Origin of the sequence: Streptomyces sp. NPDC057543 (assembly GCF_042801895.1) — a bacterium.
Taxonomy (GTDB): Bacteria; Actinomycetota; Actinomycetes; order Streptomycetales; family Streptomycetaceae; genus Streptomyces.
In genome coordinates this window covers 17,245-32,620 of sequence record NZ_JBHVFF010000064.1, presented here as the reverse complement: position 1 = coordinate 32,620, position 15,376 = coordinate 17,245, and the positions used below count along the sequence as shown (strand labels likewise).

Below are 15,376 nucleotides of genomic sequence, written 5' to 3'. Positions count from 1 at the left end.
CGGTCAGGACTTCTCCGTACGGGTACGGGCGGTCGGAGCTTCTCCGTACGGGTACGGGCGGTCAGGACTTCTCCGTACGGGTACGGGCGGTCAGGACTTCTCCGTACGGGTACGGGCGGTCGGAGCTTCTCCGTACGGGTACGGGCGGTCAGGACTTCTCCGTACGGGTACGGGCGGTCAGGGCTTCTCCGTACGGGTACGGGCGGTCAGGGCTTCTCGGTTCGGGTACGGGCGTGGGCGGCGACCGGGCCGGGGAGCCAGCCGCGTCGCTCCAGTTCGTCCACCAGCGTGAGGTACGGCTCGGTGTACCACGCGGTACGCACCGGGTGCGGGTGCAGCACGTGCCGCAGCCGCACCATCCGGCCCGCCGCCTCTTGCAGCGTGGTCGTGGCCCGCGCCCCGTACGCGGCGAGGACGGCCATGCCGAGCGCCGGTTCGCTGTACTGCGGGATGTGCACGGGCCGGCCCAGGATGTCGGCGCGCAGCCGGCTCCAGTAGCCGCTGCGGACCGCGCCGCCGGTGAAGGTGAGCCGGTCGTACAGCTGGGCGCCGAGCAGGTCGAGGTAGTCGAGACAGAGCCGTTCGACCAGGCCCACCCCGGTCAGCAGCGCCCCCCAGTGCTCGGCGTCCGTAGCGGGCTCGCCGAGCAGGAAGCCGGTCGCCTCCGGCGCGACGAAGGGGAAGCGTTCGCCCGGCGCGGCGAGGGGATACGCCACCACCCGCGCCGGTTCGTGTACGCGGGCCAGCGCGTCCAGGCGGGCCGGGTCCACGGCCGGGAAGGCGGCCGTCAGCGCCCCGCCGCCGACCCCGGAGGCACCGCCGGGCAGCCAGCGGCCGTCCGGAGCGCGGTGGTTGTAGACCACCCCGGCCCGGTCCACGACCGGCGACGAGGTGACCCCCTTCAGGACCAGCGTCGTGCCGAGCACCGAATTCCAGGAGCCCACGGTGAGCGAACCGGAGGCGATCTGCGCCGCGCACCCGTCCGTCATCCCGGCCACCAGGAGCGTGCCCGCCGGAATCCCGGTCTCCTCGGCCGCCGCCCGCCCCACCTCACCGATCCGCGTCCCCGGCCGCACCACGTCCGGGAACAGTCCGTCCGGCAGGCCGAGCTTTCCGAACCTCCGGTGCGGCCAGGCGTCCCGCTCCAGGTCGTAGCCGGTCTTCAGAGCGTGACTGGAGTCGGTGGGCAGCGGCGTTCCGGCGAGCCGCGCCAAGACCAGATCGGCCTGGTGCATGACCCGTACGGCACCGCTCGCCGCTCCCCCGTACTCCCGCAGCAGCCACATCACCTTGGGCAGGGCCCAGCTCGGCGGCGCCCCGGCCCTGGCCGCCTCGGCGACCGCGCGCCCGTCGTCGTACATCACCCCCGGGGTCAGCGGCCGGCCCGCCCGGTCGCCGAGCAGGACGGTGCCGGAGGTGGCGCAGACGGCGAGCGCACGCGGGGCGGGGCAGTCGCGCAGCGCCTGGCGGCTGGCCGCGCACACGGCCGCCCACCAGTCGAGGGGCCGTTGCTCATGCCGTACGCCGTCGCGTCTGCCCGCGAGCGGGGCGGAGCCGCTGCCGAGGATCTCGCCGCGGTCCCCTGCCACCACCGCACGGACGCTCTGTGTGCCGAGATCGATGCCCATCCACATATCGGCCCTCTCTGTGAAGTTCTCACTCTGCACCGAGAATTTCCGTTGCGCGAGGGATTGACGGCCAAGTTCCGTTGTTCCAAGCTCTGTTAATCAGTCGACTCAACGTGTGAATGGCATCGCCCCCCACCCATCTCCGGCCGGACCGTGGAGGTCACGGATGGACATGCACGCGCACGACCGGCGACGGTTTCTCGCCCTCGGTGCGGCGGCAGCCGCGTCCGCCGCCCCGCTGCTCACCGCCTGCGGCGCGGGTTTCGGTGACGGCGACGGGAACGGCAAGGGCGGCGGCTCGGCAGCCGACGACATCACCGGATCCTTCGACTGGAAGCGGGCCGAGGGCAGAACCGTCAAGGCGCTGCTCAACAAGCATCCGTACACCGATGCCCTGATCGCCGATCTGAAGGCGTTCACCGAGAAGACCGGCATCAAGGTCGAGTACGACGTCTTCCCCGAGGACAACTACTTCGACAAGCTCACCGTCGACCTCTCCAGCGGACGCGCCTCCTACGACGTGTTCATGCTCGGCGCGTACATGGTGTGGCAGTACGGTCCGCCGGGCTGGCTGGAGGACCTCGGCCCGTGGATGCGCAACTCATCGGCGACCGGGGCCGAATGGGACCGGGCGGACTTCTTCCCCAACCTCCTCTCCGCGGACCAGTGGTCGCTGAAGGCGGGCGCCCCGCTCGGGCAGGGCGGACAGTACGCGCTGCCGTGGGGCTGGGAGACCAATGTCGTCGCGTACAACACCGAGGTGTTCAAGAAGCTCGGCCTGAAGCCCGCCGAGACCTTCGACGAGCTGCGCGAGGTCGCCGGGGCCATCACCCGCAGGGCGCCGGGAGCGGGCTTCGACGGGATGTACGGGGTCGCGGTGCGCGGCTCGCGCAGCTGGGCGACGATCCACCCGGGCTTCATGACGATGTACGCCCGCAACGGGCTGAAGGACTTCACCGTCGAGGGCGGGAAGGTGAAGCCCGCGATGAACTCCCCGGAGGCGATCGCGTTCACCCGGGACTGGGCGGAGATGGTCAAGAAGGGCGGCCCGCCGTCCTGGACCTCGTACACCTGGTACCAGTGCTCCAGCGACCTCGGCGCGAAGAAGGCGGGGATGCTCTTCGACGCCGACACCGCCGCCTACTTCCAGGCGGTGAAGGGGGCCTCCCCGGCGTCCGGGAAGATCGCCTTCCACCCCGGCCCCAAGGGCCCCGGCGGCTCGCTCGCCACGAACATGTGGATCTGGTCGCTCGGCATGAACGCCAGGAGCCGCAACAAGTCGGCGGCCTGGCTGTTCCTCCAGTGGGCGACCGGCAAGGAGCATCTGCGCAAGGGCGCGATCGAGTACAACCACATCGACCCGGTACGCAAGTCGGTCAGTCAGGACCCCGCGTACAAGGACAAGATGCGGGCCATCCCCGGTTTCATCGAGACGTTCGAGACGGTCGTCGACCAGACGGAGATCCAGTTCACTCCGCAGGAGCAGTTCTTCGACGCGACGACCAGCTGGGCCGCCGCGCTCCAGGAGATCTACGGCGGTAAGAACGCCTCGTCCGTACTGAACTCGCTGGCCGGCGATCTGGCCTCGAAGGTCGGCTGACCGATGTCCGCACGCGTGGCGCCCGTGCCGGAGACCGACCACGGGGCGGCCTCCGGCACGGGGACCGGGAAGCGGGCGGCGCGGCCGGTGCCCGCGTGGCGCCGTTCGCTGCGGCCGTACCTGCTGATCGTGCCCGCGCTGCTGCTGACCGGCGGCATCCTCTACCCGTTCGGACTCGGCCTCTACTACACGGTGTTCGACTTCGCGGCGAGCCGACCGCGGCCGGACATGGTCGGCGTCGAGAACTACCGGCGGATCTTCACCCAGCCCGCGTTCTGGGACTCGGCACGGGTGACGGTGGCGTACGCGGTCGGCGCGGCGGCCGTCGAAACGGTGCTGGGCGTGGCCGTGGCGCTGCTGCTCCACCGGGCGAGCTTCGTCGGGCGGATGCTGGAGAAGATCCTGATCCTGCCGCTGATGATCGCGCCGGTGATCGCCGCGATCATGTGGAAGCTGATGCTCCAGCCGTCGGTCGGCGTCGTCAACCATCTCCTGAAACCGTTCGGTCTCGGCGGTGTGCAGTGGACGGACACGCCGACGGGCGCCCTGCTGTCGTCGATCGCGGTGGACGTGTGGGTCTACACCCCGTTCGTGGCGATCCTCGCGCTGGCCGGTCTGCGTTCGCTGCCCGCCTCGCCGTTCGAGGCCGCGGCGGTGGACGGGGCGGGCTGGTGGTTCACCTTCCGGCGCCTCACGCTGCCGATGCTGTGGCCGTACGTCCTGGTCGCCGTGATCTTCCGGTTCATGGACTCGCTGAAGGTCTTCGACATCATCTACGCGCTGACCGAGGGCGGCCCCGGCGACTCGACGATGGTGCTCCAGATCCGGGCGTATCTGGAGGCGATCCGCTTCCAGCGCTACTCGTTCGGGATCAGCTACATGGTGGTGCTGTGGGCCGTGGTGTACCTGGTCACGATGGTGCTGGTGCGCTATCTGGGCCGGATCCAGAACCGGGCGGCGGAGGTGCCGGGATGAGCGGGGGTTCCGGGGCGGCCGGGGATTCCAGGGCGGCCAGGGGTTCCGGGGCAGCCGGAGATTCCAGGGCGGCCAGGGGTTCCGGGGCGGCCGGGATGAAGCGCAGGGTGCTCGCCGTCGCCGCCGATCTGGCGTTGATCGTCTACTTCCTCTTCGCGCTGTTCCCGGTCGCCTGGATGGTGCTCCTGTCGCTGAAGCCCACGAACGAGCTGTTCAGTACGTACTTCTCGTTCACCCCGACCTTCGACTCCTACCGCACGGTCCTCGGTGCCGGGGACGACCAGGGCGTGCCGTTCGTGCGGTTCTTCGTGAACAGCCTGGTCGTGTCGCTGGGCGCGGTCGCGCTGTCGCTGGTGATCGGGCTGCCCGCCGCGTACGCCGCCGCGCGGTGGCGGTTCCGCGGCTCGGAGAATCTGATGTTCACCCTGCTCTCGTTCCGCTTCGCGCCCGAACTCACCGTCATCATCCCGTTGTTCGTTCTCTATCAGGAGCTGGGGCTCTTCGATACGTATGTCGGCATGGTGTGGGTGCTGCAACTGGTGACCCTCCCGCTGATCGTCTGGATCATGCGGTCGTACTTCTCCGACCTCTCCCCCGAGCTGGAGCAGGCGGCGCTACTGGACGGCTACACCCGCAAGCAGGCGTTCTTCCGGGTCGCGCTGCCGCTGGTGAAGCCGGGAATCGCGGCCGTGTCGCTGCTGGCGTTCATCTTCGCGTGGAACAACTTCGTCTTCCCGCTGATCCTGACCTCGTCGGACGCGCAGACGGTGACGGTCGGCGCGCTGTCCTTCCTCGGCGGCGACCGGCCCAAGTACAACCTGACGGCCGCCGCGGCACTGGTCTCGGTGGTCCCGCCGCTGCTGCTGGCACTCACCATCCAGCGGTATCTGGTGCGCGGACTGTCGTTCGGGGCGGTGAAGTCGTGACCGTGACCGGCCTGACCGGCCCGGCGGCCATCGCGCTGCGCGGCGTGCACAAGCGGTACGGAAAGAACACCGCGCTCGACGGTCTGGACCTGGAGGTGGCCGAGGGCGAGTTCTTCTGTCTGCTCGGCCCGTCCGGTGCCGGGAAGACGACCATGCTCAAGACCGTCGCGGGCCTGGAGACGCCGGACGCCGGCGCGGTCGAGCTGGGCGGGGCGGACATGGCCGGCGTGGAGCCGTACGACCGGGGCGTGGCCATGTGCTTCGAGTCGTACGCCCTGTATCCCCACCGCACCGCGTACGACAATCTCGCTTCCCCGCTCCGCTCGCCGCGCCACCGCCTCCCCGCGCACGAGGCGCGCGAGCGGATCGGGGAGGTCGCCGAACTCCTCGGGATCGGAGCCCTGTTGGACCGCCCGGTGGGCCGGCTCTCCAACGGGCAGCGGCAGCGGGTGGCGCTCGGCCGGGTGCTGGTGCGGCCGGCCCGCGCGTTCCTGCTCGACGAGCCGCTCTCGCACCTGGACGCGAAGCTGCGCCAGGCGATGCGTGCGGAGCTGCGGGCGATCGGCTCGGTCCGGCGTACGACCACGCTGTACGTCACCCACGACTCGGTGGAGGCGTTGGCGCTCGGGGACCGGATCGGGGTGATCAGGGACGGCCGCATGGTGCAGACCGGCACCCGTGAGGAGCTGTGGCACCGCCCGTACGACACCTTCGTCGCCCGGTCCTTCGGCCGGCCCCGGATCAATCTGCTGCCGGGGACGGTGACGGCCGAGGGCCGCTTCCGGTCACCCGACGGGGCGTTCGAGCTGCCGCTGGCGGTGCCCGCACCGCCGGGGACAACGGTCCAACTGGGCGTACGGCCACGGGACATCGGACTCCGGGGCGGCACCCCCTCGCCTGCGCCGCAGCCGACCACGACCGGCCCCGGCTCGAAGCCGGCCGGCACGAGCGGGCGCCCCGCCCTGGAGCTGACCGGCACCGTCCACGTCACCGAGCTCCTGGGCCGGGCCACCGAAGTCACCGTCCGGGTCGGGGGGCAGCAGCTCTCCCTGGTCGTCCCGCGCGCCGACGCGGCGGGCCTGAGCCCCGACCATCCGGTGCGGCTCTGCGTACCGCCTGAGAGTCTGCTGCTGTTCGAGGCCGACCGGCCGGCACGTCCAGGACGAAGGATCAGCACGTGAGCAATGTTCCGCAGCGGGGCCCCGCCCCCCGCCAGGCATCCATAGCCGAGTACGTCCTCGCGCAGGGCGAGGTGAGCGCCGCCGAGCTGGCGGAGCGCTTCGACGTCAGCCTGATGACCATCCACCGCGATCTGGACGAGCTGGAACGGCAGGGCATCGTCCGCAAATTCCGTGGCGGCGTCACCGCCCAGCCGTCCGGCGTCTTCGAGTCGAACGTCTCGTACCGGCTGAAGACGATGCGCGCCGAGAAGGCCGCCGTCGCGGAACGGGCCCTGAAGCTCATAGAGCCGGGCATGGCGGTGATGCTCGACGATTCGACGTCCACGCTGGAGATCGCGCGCAGGCTGCGCTCCATCACTCCGCTGACCGTCGTCACCAACTTCCTGGAGGCGATCAATCTGCTGTCGCAGGAGCGCGGCATCCATCTGATGGGCCTCGGCGGCGACTTCGACCCACTGCACTCCTCCTTCCTCGGCGTCTCGTGCGTGGAGGCGGTGCAGTCGCTCCAGGTCGACATCTGCTTCACCTCCACCTCCGCCGTGTCCGGCGGCTTCGCCTACCACCAGGAGCAGCACATCGTCTCCGTGAAGCGGGCGATGCTCGATTCGGCGAGCCGCAACGTGCTGCTGCTCGACCACTCCAAGCTGGGCCGGGTCGCCCTGCACCGGCTCGCCCCGCTGTCCCGCTTCGATCTGCTGCTGGTGGACGACGGGGCATCGACACGGGCACTGCGCGAACTCGACGAGCACAAGGTGCCCTACGAGGTCTGCGGCACCGGCCGGGAGGCGGGAACGGGAAGCGAAGCGGGAACGGGAAGCGGGGACGGCGGATGAACGGGGGCGGCGATGACGGATGACTGAACTGGCCCTGCGCGCACTGCGCAAGACCTACACCGGACGCGGCCGGGCTGCCGTCGAAGCCGTCCGCTCCCTCGACATCGAGCTGCGCTCCGGCGAGTTGCTGGGGCTGCTCGGCCCGTCCGGCTGCGGCAAGTCCACCACGCTGCGGATGATCGCCGGGCTGGAGACGGTCACCGGCGGCGACATCCTGATCGGCGGCTCGTCCGTGGTGGGGCTCCCGGCCCAGCGGCGCAACATCGGTGTGGCGTTCGAGAACTACGCGCTGTATCCGCCGCTGACCGTCGCGGAGAATCTCGGCTTCGGACTCGCCGCCCGGCGCCGGTACGGGCGGGCCGAGATCCGCCGCCGGGTCGCCGACATGGCCGGGCGCATCGGGATCACAGACCTCCTGGACGCCCGCCCCGCCGGCCTCTCCAGCGGCCAGAAGCAGCGTGTCGCGCTGGCCCGCGCCCTGATCCGCACCCCCGACGTACTGCTCCTCGACGAGCCGCTCTCCCACCTGGACGCCGCCCAACGAGACGCCACCCGGCGCGAGTTGAAGCGGGTCCAGCGGGACAGCGGCCACACCACGATCCTCGTCACGCACGACCAGGAGGAGGCGCTGTCGCTCGCCGACCGGATCGCGGTGATGCGGGACGGCGAGATCCAGCAGCTGGGCACCCCCGAGGAGATCTACGACGCCCCGGTCAATCTGTTCGTCGCCGACTTCGTCGGGGAACCGGCGGTCAACCTGCTGCCGGGGACGGCGGACGGGACGGGCGGTGTGCGCCTCTCCGACGCGGTGCGCCTTGCCGTACCGCACCGCCCGGCGGCGGGACGCGCGGTGGTGCTCGGCATCCGCCCGGAGGACCTGCGCCTGGACGACACCGGGGTACGGGCCCGGGTCGCCGCCCATGAACCCCTGCTGGAATCCGGCATCGCCACGCTCTCGCTCGACGGCGTGGCGAAGCCGCTGGTCGTCGTGACCGGTCCGGAGGTACGGCTCGACCGGGACGACACCGTACGCATCACCGCCGATCCCCGGCACATCCATGTCTTCGACGCCCAGACAGGAGACGCCCTGCGATGACCCGCCCCGCGACGGTCCGCCCCGCGACGAGGATTCTGGTCGCCGGTGACCACTTCGTCCGCAACTCCCTGATCACCGAGGCCCTGCACCACGCCCTCGGCCCTCTCGGCTCGGAGCCCCACCTCACCGAAGTCACCCTCCCCTGGCCCCTGGAGCCCTTCGGCAAGGTCGCCGAGGTCGACGAGGCCAGTGACGCCGAGGACGCACTGATCACCGCCCTGGACGGGGTCGAGGTGTGCGTGACGCAGATGGGCCCCTTCACGGAGCGGGTCCTGGCCGCCGCACCCGATCTGCGGCTGGTCGTCGTCTGCCGGGGCGGCCCCGTCAATGTGAACGCGGCCGCGGCACGGGCCCGGGGTGTACGGGTGTGCTTCGCGCCCGGACGCAACGCGGCGGCGACCGCGGAGTTCACCGTCGGGCTGATGCTCGCCGCGCTGCGCCGCATCCCCGAGGCGCACCGCTCCCTCGCGGCGGACGGCCGCTGGGACGCCTCCCACTACACGTACGAGAACTGCGGCCTGGAGCTGGAGGACACCTCCGTCGGCCTGATCGGCTACGGGGCGGTCGGCAGCCGGGTGGCCCGGGTGCTCGCCGCGTTCGGCGCCGAGGTCGAGGTGTACGACCCTTACGTGCGCGGTGACGTCCACGGCATGCGCGCCGCCTCGCTGGAGGCGCTCCTGGGCCGCTCCCGCGTCCTCACCCTGCACGCCAGACTCACCCCGGAGACCCGGCATCTCATCGGCGCCCGCGAACTGGCCCTGCTGCCGCGCGGCGCCGTCCTGGTGAACGCGGCCCGGGGCGGGCTGCTGGACACCGACGCGCTGTGCGACGCCCTGGACTCGGGCCGGTTGCGGGCCGCGGCGCTCGACACGTACGAGCAGGAACCGCCCCCGCCCACGTCCCGCCTCTTCCGCACCCCGCATCTGCTGATGACCCCGCACGTGGCGGGCGCCAGCCGGGCCGTAGCGCGGAAGGCGGCCCGGATCGCGGCGGCCGAGGTGGCGCGCTATGTGCGGGGCGAACCGCTCGCCCACGCCCTGTGAGGGGAGCCGGACCCATGACGCGTTACATCGGCATCGATGTCGGCACCTCCATGGTGAAGGCCGCGGCCTTCGACCCGCGGGGCCGCACCCTGGCCGTCGAGTCCCGCCCGGTGGAGCTCACGATCCGCGGCGGTTTCGTGGAGCAGGACATGGACGAGGTGTACGGGGCGGTCCGCGAGGTCCTGGCCGCGCTGGGCCCGGACGGGGTCGCGTTCGCCGGTCTCACCGGTCAGGGCGACGGCGTCTGGCTGGTCGACGCGGAAGGCCGCCCGGTCCGTACGGCGATCTCCTGGATGGACGGCCGGGCAAACGAACTGGTCGACACCTGGCTGGAGTCCGGCGTCTTCGGGGCCGTGTACCGACGCACCGGCAGCGCGATGTTCCCGGGCTGTCCGGGCCCGGTACTGGCCTGGCTCGACCGTCACGACCCGGCCTCGCTCGACGCGGCGACGACCGCCCTGTACTGCAAGGACATGGTGTTCCAGCGGCTGACGGGGGTCCGGGCCACGGACGTCTCCGACGCGTCGATGCCGTTCCTGGACCCGATGACCCGTACGTACTCCTCCGACGTCCTGGCCGCGCTCGGCCTCGGTCACCGCGCCGCGCTCCTCGCCCCGGTCAGCGACCCGGTCGCCACCGCCACGCTCCCCTCCGGGGTACGGATCTCCAACGGCCCGTACGACCTGCCGGCCTGCGCCCTCGGTGCGGGCGTCACCCGCCCCGGTGACGGTCTGCTGATCGTCGGCACCTGCCTGGCCGCGCTGGTGGCCACGGAACAGCTCGATCTGAACGGCGAACCGGCAGGTCTGCACATCTCCACCGACCGCCCCGGCCACTGGCTGCGCGCCATGCCCGCGATGGTCGGCACCGCCGCCCTCGACTGGATCCTCACCACCACCGGCGTACGCCACACAGAGGTCGACGCGCTCCTCGCCGCCACTCCGCCCGGCGCGAACGGTGTCCACGTGCTCCCCTACTTCGCCCCGTCCGGTGAACGCGCCCCGTTCGTCGAGCCGCGGCTGCGCGCCGAGCTCACCGGTGTGTCCCTGGAGACCACCCCGGCGGATCTGATCCGCGCGGTCTGCGAGGGCATCGGCTTCGCCGCCCGCCACTGCCTGGCGGCCGCGGGCCTCACCGGCACCCTCGCCCTGTGCGGCGGCGGCACCCGCTCCCCCGCCTGGATGCGCCTGTTCGCCGATGTGCTGGGCCGCCCGGTCCGGATCGTGGAGGGCGAGGTCGGGGCACGGGGCGCGGTGCTCGCGGCGGCGCAGCGGTTCGGCGCGGAGCTGGACACGGCGGCGTGGACGGCCCCGACCGAGGTCGTCGAACCGGACCCGGCGCGTTCGGAGTTCTACGCGAAGGCGTACGACGACCATCTGACCCGGCTCGCCGAGGCCCGCGCGCGTGCTCGCGCATGAGGCACGTGCCCGCGTGTGACGAGGCACGTACCCGCGTGATGACACGTACCCGGCCCTCAGCCGAGGGTCTGGCCGAAGGCGCCGCTGGCGAGCACGGAGCCGTCCGCGTTGAGCAGCCGGACGCCCGTGACCGGCGAGCTTCCGGCGAGGTAGGGCCCTCCCCAGAAGCCGTAGCCCTCATGGTTGAGGGCGAAGGAGCCTACCTTGACGATGGAGCCGTCGGCACGCTGCAACTGGCAGTGGACGATGCCGGAGTGCCCGTCGGCGTCCACCGCCATGTACAACCAGGGCGAGGCCCCGGTGTAGAGGTAGACCTGCCCGAACGACTGGCCCGCGTGGGCGAGTTGCGCGGTGAGCAGCCGCGGGTGCACCGGGGAGACGATCGGCGCGACCGGGACCGGACGGCCGACGGACGCGCCGAGCACCCAGCCGCCTCCGCCGAAGGCCAGGCCCGCTGCCGCCGCCGCCGCGGCGAGGACGAGCCGCCGCCGCAGTTCGCGCCTGCGCGTCCGGCGCCCGGGGGAGATTCCGAGCCGGTCGATCACCCGGTCCTCGAAACCGACGGGCGGTTCGCTGCCCGGGACGAGATCCAGCAGCGCGTCCGACGTGGCCGTCAGCTCGTGGACGTATTCGCGGCAGGCAGGGCAGTGCTCCAGATGGTCCATCGCCTCGGCCCGCTCCGTGGCGGGCAGCAGGCCGAGCGCCAGCTCGGCACCGATCTCCCGGAGCTGCTCACAGGTGAACCGACCGGTGTCAGTCATGGTCCACCTGCCGGGTCGCGAGGGATACCCGGACCTTGCCCATGGCTGCCCTGATCCGGGTCTTGGCCGTACCGAGCGGTATCTTCTCGAAGTCGGCGACCTGCTGAGCCGTCATCCCGTAGATGCCCGCCATCACCAGAGCACGTGCCTGCTCCCGTGGCAGCGCGCCGACCGCACGGCGCACTGCGCCCGCGGCTTCGTCGGACAGCGCATGCCGCTCCGGGGTGTCGGCAACGGTCTCCATCATGCTCTCCAGGTCTGCGGGGTCGACTGGAGTGGCGTTGCGTGTACGTACGGCGTCGATCGCGAGGTTGTGTGCGATGGCCGCCAACCAGGTGGGCACCGATCCCCGGCGCGGGTCGTAGACCTGAGCGTGCCGACAGGCCCGCTCGAAGGTCTGCTGTGCGATGTCCTCGGCGAGCTGGACGTCGCCGACCACGGCGATGGCCACGCCGAAGACCCGACGCTGGAACCGCCGGACGAAGGCCACGGCGATCTCGGGGTCGCCGGTCATGAGCCCCGCCAGCAGCGCTTCGTCGGGCACCCGTTCCAGGGGGATGCCAATCCTGCGCATACTCCTTACGTAACACGGGCCCGGGGGGATTGCCTGCGCCGGGCAGCCCCGGAGCGGCGGAAGGACTGGCACGGAGCCCCGGCGCCCGTGCGCGGCGAAGACGACAGGCGTACCCGGGTACGAACGGACCCGGGTACGAAAATTTCCTGAAAAGGCAATCCCTTGAGCGCTCCGGAGCGTATTCCGTCTGGAAGCCTCTTCAGGAGGGAAGCTCATGGCGATCTTCAGTCAACTCATCCCCGCGAGAAGTCGTTACGACATGAGTGACACGTCGCGACGCTTCGACGACAACGGAAGGGACCACCACGGCCACCGTGGTCACGACCACGATCACGGCCACGACCACGACCACGGTCACGGCGGCCACCGCGGTCACCGCCGGTGATCGCACAGGACGGCCGAGCGGGCCCGGGCTCTTGGTCCGCCCGGCCGGCGATCTTTGAGGAACGCGTCCCATGAGGCGTGTCTCGCTTCATGTGCTGCGGCGGCTGCTGTCGGTGGCCGAGGATCCCGACGCAGTCGTCGCCGCCGCGCCACCCGTAGCGCCGCGTGAGGCGTTCCGGCGGTTCTGGCCCTATACACGCGGTGGCCGGCGCTGGCTCATTCCGGTACTCGTCTTCAGCATGGTCGGACCCGTCATCGACGCGGCCGAGATCTGGCTCTTCAAAATCGTGGTGGACGACGTCCTCGTCCCGCGCGATCTGCGCCCCTTCCTCTGGATCGCCCTGGCATACACGGGGCTCATCATCTGCTCCGGCGTTCTGGGATTCGCCGACGATGTGACCTCCACCTGGGTCAGCGAGCACTTCCTGCTGGCCCTTCGCGCGGATGTGTTCCGGCACGTCCAGGGCCTCTCGCTCGGGTTCTTCGAGCGGCGGCGGCTGGGGGACGTACTGTCGCGCATCACCGGCGATGTCGACGCGGTCGAGACGTTCCTCCTCTCGGGGGTGGCCGACGGCCTGTATTACGTGATCCGGTTGGGCGTCTTCCTCGGTCTGCTGTTCTACCTGGGGTGGGATCTGACCCTCCTCGCGCTCGTCATCGTGCCGCTCTTCTGGTGGGCGGCCCGGCGCTTCTCCCGGCTGATCAAGGCCGCGTCGCGGGAGCGGCGGCGGCGCAGCGGTTCGATCAGCGCGATCGCCGAGGAGTCGCTCGGCAACATCGCGCTGGTACAGGCCTACAACCGGCAGGAGTCGGAGGATCGCCGGTTCGAACGCGAGAGCATGGGCAAGTTCCGCGCGGCGATGGCCTCGGCGCGCATCCGCGCTGTCTACAGCCCGATCGTCGAGGCCATCGAGCTGGCCGGCGGACTGGCCGTCATGGGCCTGGGCACCTGGAAGCTGGCGCAGGGTCAGCTCACGCTGGGCGGACTGCTGGTCTTCCTCGCGCTGCTGGGCAATCTCTACAGTCCGATCCGCGATCTGTCCCACCTCGCCAACACGTTCTACGCGGCGTCCGCCTCCGCCGAGCGGATCATCGAGTTGCTCGACCAGCGTCCCCAGGTCGTCGAAGCCGCGCACGCCCGACGGATCGGGCGCGCCCGGGGCGACATCGAGTTCCGCGGCGTCTGTTTCCGCTATCCGGGTACGCCCGGGTGGGCGCTCTCGGACGTGTCGTTCCATGTGACACCCGGCACGACGCTGGCACTGGTCGGCGCAAGCGGTGCCGGTAAATCCACGGTCGGGAAGCTTCAGTTGCGCTTCTACGACCCGGACCGGGGCGCAATCCTCCTCGACGGCACCGACCTGAGGGACCTCCAGCTGTCCGAGCTGCGCGAGAACGTCGCGGTTGTCCTCCAGGAGACGCTGGTCTTCCACGGCACCGTACGGGAGAACATCGCCTACGGCCGGCCGGACGCGTCGGAGGCGGACATCGTCGCGGCGGCCCGCGCCGCCGACGCCCACGACTTCATCCAACTGCTGCCCGACGGCTACGACACCCTGGTGGGCCAGCGTGGCCGAACCCTGTCCGGCGGGCAGGCCCAGCGCCTCGCGATCGCCCGCGCGATGATCAGGAACGCACCCGTACTGCTCCTGGACGAACCGACCACCGGCCTGGACGCCCGGTCGGGACGCCGGATCATGGAACCGCTGCGCCGGCTCATGGCCGGGCGGACCACCATCGTCATCTCCCACAACCTGTTCACCGTCCGCGAGGCCACGTCCACCGTGGTGCTGGACCGCGGCCGGGTCGTCGAGTACGGAACGCACGAAGACCTGCTCCTGCGCGGCGGAACCTACGCCCGACTGCACCGGCTGAACGAAGTGACCGGCCCCGCCCTCACCGGCTCTCCACCCGCGCGGAAGGTTCTGTCATGAGCTGCATGACCACACGGCCGGCTCCCCCCTCGCGCCCGGGACGAAACCCGCGCCGGGGTACGAGGTCCTGGCGCACCTGGCCCGGACGGGCCGGCTCGACCTTTATGACGCATGGAGCGAGGAGCGGGACTGCCGGTGCGTCGTGAAGCTGCTGCGCCCCGACCACCGCCACGAGGAGCAACTGCGCGACCGGCTGCTGCAAGAGGGCCATTGGCTCCGGACATTCGCCCACCCGCACCTCGTCCGCGCGTACGAGACCTTCGAGTCGCCCGAGCCATTGGTCGTGCTGGAAACGCTGACGGGCGAGACGCTGTCCCACCTCGTCGGCCGGTTGTCCCAGGGGCCGGCCGCCGAGGACGTCGCCCTCCTCGGCGTACAGCTGTGTTCCGCGATCCACTACCTCCACGGTCGCGGCCTGCTGCACCTGGACCTCAAGCCGTCCAACGTGGTGGTCGACCGCGGGCTCGCCAAAGTACTCGATCTCAGCGTCGCGCAGCCGCCCGGAATCGCCCCTCCGGGTGTCGGTACCTTCTCCTACCTGGCTCCCGAACAGGCACGCGGCGGACCGTTGTCGGCCGCGGCCGACGTGTGGGGCATCGGCATCACGTTGTACGAAGTCGCCACCGGCGACGTGCCGTTCAACCACGGCGACCCCAAGGACGAGACCGACAACAGCTGCCTGACCGACGGGAGCGACGGGAGCGACGACGAAACGGACGACCGGTATCCGCAGCTCGAAGAACCGGCTCCGTCGATCAGGTCCCGCCGACGCCTCCCGCATGATCTCGCCACGGCCATCGACAGCTGTCTCCGGCCCGACCCGGCTGCCCGGCCCACGATCCCCGAACTCGCTGCCGCCCTGGATGCGACTCTGCCGTGGCGGCGGCGTCACGTCGCTCCGTCACCGGACGGCCGGAGAGAGGAGACCTAGTCCGAAGGGCTGATCACTTTCGACACACTCCTGCTGCTAGCCTGCTTCTGCACATGGGTTGCAATAACAACAGCACGGCATCTGGAGGGTTC

14 protein-coding genes are annotated in these 15,376 nt (G+C 70.9%); 11 read left to right on the top strand and 3 right to left on the bottom strand.

Annotated features, from left to right (window positions below):
• Positions 1 to 206 precede the first annotated feature (206 nt).
• Positions 207 to 1,634 carry an FGGY-family carbohydrate kinase gene (locus ACFU8Q_RS13960; protein WP_384452413.1) on the bottom strand — a complete coding sequence of 476 codons (1,428 nt, stop codon included), beginning with the start codon at positions 1,632 to 1,634 and terminating at the stop codon, positions 207 to 209.
• A gap of 160 nt (positions 1,635 to 1,794) precedes the next feature.
• Between ACFU8Q_RS13960 and ACFU8Q_RS13955 the strand changes: the two genes are divergently transcribed.
• From ACFU8Q_RS13955 to ACFU8Q_RS13920, 8 genes are all read left to right on the top strand, one after another.
• Entirely contained in the window at positions 1,795 to 3,228 is a 1,434-nt protein-coding gene (locus ACFU8Q_RS13955) for an ABC transporter substrate-binding protein (protein ID WP_384452405.1), read from the top strand.
• Between the two features lie 3 nt (positions 3,229 to 3,231).
• Positions 3,232 to 4,203, top strand: a complete 972-nt coding sequence (locus ACFU8Q_RS13950; RefSeq protein ID WP_384452402.1) for a carbohydrate ABC transporter permease — start codon at positions 3,232 to 3,234, stop codon at positions 4,201 to 4,203.
• A gap of 95 nt (positions 4,204 to 4,298) precedes the next feature.
• Positions 4,299 to 5,129 carry a carbohydrate ABC transporter permease gene (locus ACFU8Q_RS13945; RefSeq protein ID WP_384452399.1) on the top strand — a complete coding sequence of 277 codons (831 nt, stop codon included), beginning with the start codon at positions 4,299 to 4,301 and terminating at the stop codon, positions 5,127 to 5,129.
• Positions 5,126 to 6,310: an ABC transporter ATP-binding protein gene (locus tag ACFU8Q_RS13940; RefSeq protein ID WP_384452396.1), complete on the top strand. Its 1,185-nt coding sequence runs from the start codon at positions 5,126 to 5,128 to the stop codon at positions 6,308 to 6,310. The genes ACFU8Q_RS13945 and ACFU8Q_RS13940 overlap by 4 nt, the downstream gene beginning before the upstream one ends.
• Positions 6,307 to 7,143: a DeoR/GlpR family DNA-binding transcription regulator gene (locus ACFU8Q_RS13935; protein ID WP_384452393.1), complete on the top strand. Its 837-nt coding sequence runs from the start codon at positions 6,307 to 6,309 to the stop codon at positions 7,141 to 7,143. Before ACFU8Q_RS13940 ends, ACFU8Q_RS13935 begins: the two co-directional genes overlap by 4 nt.
• A gap of 19 nt (positions 7,144 to 7,162) precedes the next feature.
• Positions 7,163 to 8,239, top strand: coding sequence for an ABC transporter ATP-binding protein (locus ACFU8Q_RS13930; protein ID WP_384452391.1), 1,077 nt, complete (start codon positions 7,163 to 7,165; stop codon positions 8,237 to 8,239).
• Complete coding sequence (locus tag ACFU8Q_RS13925) at positions 8,236 to 9,282, top strand: NAD(P)-dependent oxidoreductase (protein ID WP_384452389.1); 1,047 nt, start codon at positions 8,236 to 8,238, stop codon at positions 9,280 to 9,282. The genes ACFU8Q_RS13930 and ACFU8Q_RS13925 overlap by 4 nt, the downstream gene beginning before the upstream one ends.
• A 14-nt stretch (positions 9,283 to 9,296) precedes the next feature.
• Positions 9,297 to 10,700: an FGGY family carbohydrate kinase gene (locus ACFU8Q_RS13920; RefSeq protein ID WP_384452388.1), complete on the top strand. Its 1,404-nt coding sequence runs from the start codon at positions 9,297 to 9,299 to the stop codon at positions 10,698 to 10,700.
• Positions 10,701 to 10,756: 56 nt separating this feature from the next.
• Here the strand turns inward: ACFU8Q_RS13920 and ACFU8Q_RS13915 are convergent, their stop codons facing one another.
• Positions 10,757 to 11,461 carry an anti-sigma factor family protein gene (locus ACFU8Q_RS13915; RefSeq protein ID WP_384452385.1) on the bottom strand — a complete coding sequence of 235 codons (705 nt, stop codon included), beginning with the start codon at positions 11,459 to 11,461 and terminating at the stop codon, positions 10,757 to 10,759.
• Entirely contained in the window at positions 11,454 to 12,035 is a 582-nt protein-coding gene (locus tag ACFU8Q_RS13910) for an RNA polymerase sigma factor (RefSeq protein ID WP_384452382.1), read from the bottom strand. Before ACFU8Q_RS13910 ends, ACFU8Q_RS13915 begins: the two co-directional genes overlap by 8 nt.
• Before the next feature lie 214 nt (positions 12,036 to 12,249).
• On the opposite strand from ACFU8Q_RS13910, the gene ACFU8Q_RS13905 reads away from it, so the two are divergent.
• The 3 genes from ACFU8Q_RS13905 (at position 12,250) to ACFU8Q_RS13895 (ending at position 15,284) form a co-directional block, all read left to right on the top strand.
• The gene (locus ACFU8Q_RS13905; RefSeq protein WP_384452379.1) at positions 12,250 to 12,420 is read left to right on the top strand and encodes a hypothetical protein; all 171 of its coding nucleotides are present in this window, start codon (positions 12,250 to 12,252) and stop codon (positions 12,418 to 12,420) included.
• 70 nt (positions 12,421 to 12,490) lie between these two features.
• The gene (locus tag ACFU8Q_RS13900) at positions 12,491 to 14,353 is read left to right on the top strand and encodes an ABC transporter ATP-binding protein (RefSeq protein WP_384452377.1); all 1,863 of its coding nucleotides are present in this window, start codon (positions 12,491 to 12,493) and stop codon (positions 14,351 to 14,353) included.
• Position 14,354: 1 nt separating this feature from the next.
• Complete coding sequence (locus ACFU8Q_RS13895) at positions 14,355 to 15,284, top strand: serine/threonine-protein kinase (RefSeq protein WP_384452410.1); 930 nt, start codon at positions 14,355 to 14,357, stop codon at positions 15,282 to 15,284.
• The last annotated feature ends 92 nt before the right edge of the window (positions 15,285 to 15,376 follow it).